The sequence below is a fragment of the Pseudanabaena sp. 'Roaring Creek' genome, from assembly GCF_001402795.1.
Taxonomy (GTDB): domain Bacteria; phylum Cyanobacteriota; class Cyanobacteriia; order Pseudanabaenales; family Pseudanabaenaceae; genus Pseudanabaena.
The window spans coordinates 1-4,477 of sequence record NZ_LIRE01000236.1 but is presented as its reverse complement, the minus strand read 5'-3'; the positions used below and the strand labels follow the sequence as shown (position 1 = coordinate 4,477).

Here is a 4,477-nt window from a genome sequence, read left to right as displayed (position 1 = left end):
TATAGATAATTCAAATAAAAACTACAGCTTCGACTTCGCTCAGCTAGCTTACACCGAGGGCTGAGCGAAGTCGAAGCCCGTCTACAAGTTATTTAAAACAACTATAACGTCAGTTCGGGTTAAGATGACAAATTCTCAAAGCCCAAAAGTAAAAGCCTTGCTACGCAAGGCTTTTACTTTTGGGCTTTAAGAAAGGGTTTGCGTAGCAAACCCCTTCTTAAAGCCCATTTCAAATTATTCCAGACTCACGTTGTACCAAAGCTCAAAATGGCTACGCCATTTTAAGCTTTAGTACAACGTGACTGAGTTTGATTTTTAATTCACGCAGGTGTTGTCACACTTGTGTGAATTGGTATTACTTAATGTATTACTTAATAAAGATATTGAAGATAATAAAGACAAACTTAAATTCAAGAAAGAAAAGCTAGCATTTAAAGCCATTCTCTTTCTTTATATCCCGATCGCTTTAACAGTTCCCATAAAAAAAGATAAAGCAGGCTTAGCCTGCTTTATCTTTTTTTAATGTTTACCAGCTTTCGTCTTCGACAGCCGTTTTATCCCAAATTTCTAAATCTAGCTCTTCTAGATAAATAATTCCACTTTGGATCTGTTGAGTTGTTCCAGTTAGTTCTAGAGTGAACCAGCCGTCATCTTCTGGGTTTTCGCCCAAGAGAGCAGCAATAATGGTCACAATTAGCCCATGTTCACATGAGAGGCGGGAGATAATAGGTTCTCCGAAGCAACTTCTCGGAACGCGCATAGCGATGCGTGTTGTCGTTCGTCGCTTTTCCTCTGTATTTACAGTAGCTCTGGAATCGATGCATTCCGCCGCTAGCATTGAAATATCTCCAGTGCAAATGTCTTAATGTTTTGACATTTATTATCATAGCTAAAGTTTTAAAGGACTGGAAGTGACTTAGGTCACTAAATTTGTAAAGAGATCTGATTAACTGCGCCTAATTAAAGAATAACGTTAAAACCTGTAACACTTACTGAGACTTGGCTACAGATTTTTTTAGTCTTATATTTAATTGCGCCTAGCTACTTATCAAGGGCTATATAGGTTTGTATATCTGGATAAAAAAGTATAAATTTACACTTCAGACGATAACTATGAATAGTACTACGGCTTACGATCGTATTTATGAAATTGTACGAAAGATTCCTAGAGGTCAGGTGGCAACCTACGGACAGATTGCCGAATTATCTAATTTGGCAGGAAAAGCACGTTTAGTAGGCTATGCCTTATTTCGAGTGCAAAATGCTGATGTTCCTTGGCAGCGGGTCATAAATGCGAAGGGAGAGATATCGCTATCACCTTTGCGGATGGGGACGGACTATTTACAGCGATCGCTCCTCGAAAGTGAGGGAATTATTTTTAGCGATACTGGCAAAATCGATCTGCGAAAATATCAATGGCGACCCGAACCCTAAAAAGATATCCATTCTAAGCAACGCAAGGCATTGTAATTCCTATTTTGCGTTTGGAATTTGTCCTAACATGATAGGCTACAGCTATATTTGTAAATCATGACTACTGCGACTTTACTGGTTTCTTGTCCCGATCAAAAAGGCTTGGTTGCGAAGATTTCAGACTGGGTATTTTCCCATGGCGGGAATATTCTCCATGCCGATCAACATGCTGATAGCACGGCGGGCTTATTCTTAATGCGGGTGGAATGGGATTTAGAGAACTTCGATCTCGCGAGATCGGAGATCCATCCGACTTTTGAGAAGTTAGCGACGGAAATTCAGGCTAAATGGAGCATCCAGTTTTCCGATTACGTGCGGCGTATTGCCATTTTTGTTTCTAAGCAAGATCATTGTCTTTACGATTTGATTTTGCGGCAGCGATCGCATGAACTTTCTGCCACGATCCCTGTCGTCATTAGCAATCATCCAGATCTAGAAAAAGTAGCCCATAACTTTGGGATTAACTACCATCACATTGCCATCTCCCCTAATAATAAATTGGAACAAGAGAAGCAGCAGTTAGCCCTTCTCAAGCAATACAAAATTGACTTGGTGGTGCTAGCGAAATATATGCAGGTCTTAAGCCCTGATTTTCTCGCCCAGTTTCCCCAAGTAATTAATATTCATCACTCGTTTTTACCTGCTTTTGCGGGGGCTAATCCCTATCACCGAGCCTATAAACGAGGCGTAAAAATTATTGGTGCGACGGCTCATTATGTCACGGATGAACTGGATGAAGGACCTATTATCGAACAGGATGTCATTCGGGTGTCCCATCGTGATTCGGTAACCGATCTAATTCGTAAAGGGAAAGATCTCGAAAGGATTGTCCTAGCAAGGGCTGTCCGCCAACATTTACAAAATCGCGTGCTAATTTACGGGCAATCGGCAAACTCGGATTTAGGATTGCGAACGGTCGTCTTTGATTAGACTGGATTGCTCGCCGATTCGTGCGATCGGCTACAGTCGCGATCTCGTTTATAGCTCACAATAGTTTCGATAATTCCATGGGTAGCGATCGCGATCGCCTATAGCCAATGAAACCCCGCATTATCGTCTGTGGTTTAGATCGAACGGGTTACAAAGTTTTAAGCCTGCTCAAGCAGCAAGGTTGTTTTGTCATTGGCATCCACGATCGACCGATCCATCATGCTGATGCGGAAATTGTCATTGGCGATCTGGCGGCGGCAGAGACTTTAATTGCCGCAGGTATAAGGGATGCGCAGACCTTGATTTTGGCGGGAGCCGATGAAACTCGCAATTTAACGATTTTAATGCAGGCAAGGGTTCTCAATCCCCATGTACGGATTATTAACCGCTTGTTTAATTCTAGTTTGGGGGTGAGGCTAGATTTGACCCTACCCAATCATCTGACGATGAGCGTGGCGGCTCTTGCCGCACCTGTCTTTGCTTTTAGTGCTATGGGTAATCGAGCGATCGGGCAACTGCGTTTATTCACTCAGACTTGGCCAATTCACGAAGAGTATATCGGCGATCGCCATGCTTGGCTGGGTAAGCCCTTGTCAGAGTTTTGGGAAGATCGATCGCGGATGTTGATTTATTATCTGCCCAGCGATGAGAGCAAGGTCGATCTGGTGAGTGCGGTGCTTGACGGTCGGACTTTGCAATTAGGCGATCGCCTTTTATTAGGGACACAGCCCAATGTGCGCAATGCATCCCGTCCAATTTTGCAAAAGATCGCCAAGATCTTCATGGGCGCTCGGCAATTTCACGAACATGGGCAAGAGGTTTTATTTACGGCGATCGCTTTACTGTTAACTATTTTTTCGGCAACCTTGGTATATACCAGTTTGCAGATCGGCATTCCGTTTGTGGATGCCCTCTATTTCTCAGTTGGGATGATTACTGGGGCAGGGGGGAACGAGCAGGTGGTCGAACATGCTACCGATAACCTCAAGGTTTTTACAATTATCATGATGTTGATCGGTACGACAGCGATCGGGATTTTTTATGCAATTTTAAATGACTTTATTTTGGGGTCGCGCTTGAGGAATTTCTGGGACGCGGCAAGGGTTCCCCAGCACAATCACATCATTATCTGTGGTTTGGGAAGCGTCGGCGTGCAGACAGCTTTACAACTAGTCAGCTATGGTTACGAAGTAATCGCGATCGAACGCGATCTGAATAATCGTTTTTTAGATACCTTGCGATCGCAGAAAATACCTGTCATTCATGGCGATGCTAGCCTACCCACGACGCTCAAGGCAGCAAATCTCGACAAAGCCGAATGTCTGCTTGCCGTAACCAGTAACGATACCGAGAATCTGGAAATCGCCCTAAATGCTAAGGGAATAGCGCCCAATTGTCGAGTAGTCGTGCGTTATGACGATCCTTACCATGCAAGGATGGCGCAGGAAGTATTCGAGTTTGAGGCAGTTCTGAGCCCTCCCGAAATCGCCGCCCCTGCCTTTGCCGCTTCAGCTCTCGGCGGTCGTATTTTAGGTAATGGCATTGTGGCGGATAGTCTATGGGTGGCGATCGCCACGATGATTACCCCCAATCATCCATTCTGTGGTAAGCCCGTCCGCGAGGCATCCACAACTGCGGATTTTGTTCCGCTCTATATCGAAACTGCTTCCCAAACTATCCATGGATGGAATCTCTTAGAAGCCTCTTTAAATGCAGGTGATATTCTCTATTTGACTATCCCCGCCGCAAAATTAGAACAGCTATGGCGCGTTACTCCTTTTCAAGTTGCTGTTAGCTAAGATCTATAGCTGTTGATTTGTTGCTTCAGTTTTGTTCAAAACCCGCAACCATTTGAAGATGAGTTTTGCGTTACCCGCACTGTAGTTAATGAATCTTTACTTGAATAAATTGACCATTAATTTAATCTAGTTTTTGCAATATTTTTAGAATGCATCTTTATAGCTACAGTCACTTGAATTAGGACAAATCAAAACCCAAGAATTAATTGGCGGCGCGAAGCGCCGCCAATTAATTCTTGGGTTTTATGTCCTAGTACACTTGGCGACAGCTATAT

General features: G+C 43.6%; 4 protein-coding genes. 3 read left to right on the top strand and 1 reads right to left on the bottom strand.

Annotation, left to right across the window (positions count from 1 at the left end; genetic code table 11):
* Positions 1-526: 526 nt before the first annotated feature.
* Positions 527-838 (bottom strand): NIL domain-containing protein, encoded by a 312-nt coding sequence (locus tag AC805_RS08040; RefSeq protein ID WP_009626569.1) that lies wholly within the window; start codon positions 836-838, stop codon positions 527-529.
* Between the two features lie 275 nt (positions 839-1,113).
* On the opposite strand from AC805_RS08040, the gene AC805_RS08035 reads away from it, so the two are divergent.
* From AC805_RS08035 to AC805_RS08025, 3 genes are all read left to right on the top strand, one after another.
* Positions 1,114-1,434: an MGMT family protein gene (locus AC805_RS08035; RefSeq protein WP_055074944.1), complete on the top strand. Its 321-nt coding sequence runs from the start codon at positions 1,114-1,116 to the stop codon at positions 1,432-1,434.
* Positions 1,435-1,530: 96 nt separating this feature from the next.
* Entirely contained in the window at positions 1,531-2,403 is an 873-nt protein-coding gene (gene purU / locus AC805_RS08030) for a formyltetrahydrofolate deformylase (RefSeq protein ID WP_055074943.1), read from the top strand.
* Between the two features lie 107 nt (positions 2,404-2,510).
* Positions 2,511-4,202, top strand: a complete 1,692-nt coding sequence (locus AC805_RS08025; RefSeq protein WP_055074942.1) for an NAD-binding protein — start codon at positions 2,511-2,513, stop codon at positions 4,200-4,202.
* Positions 4,203-4,477 lie beyond the last annotated feature (275 nt).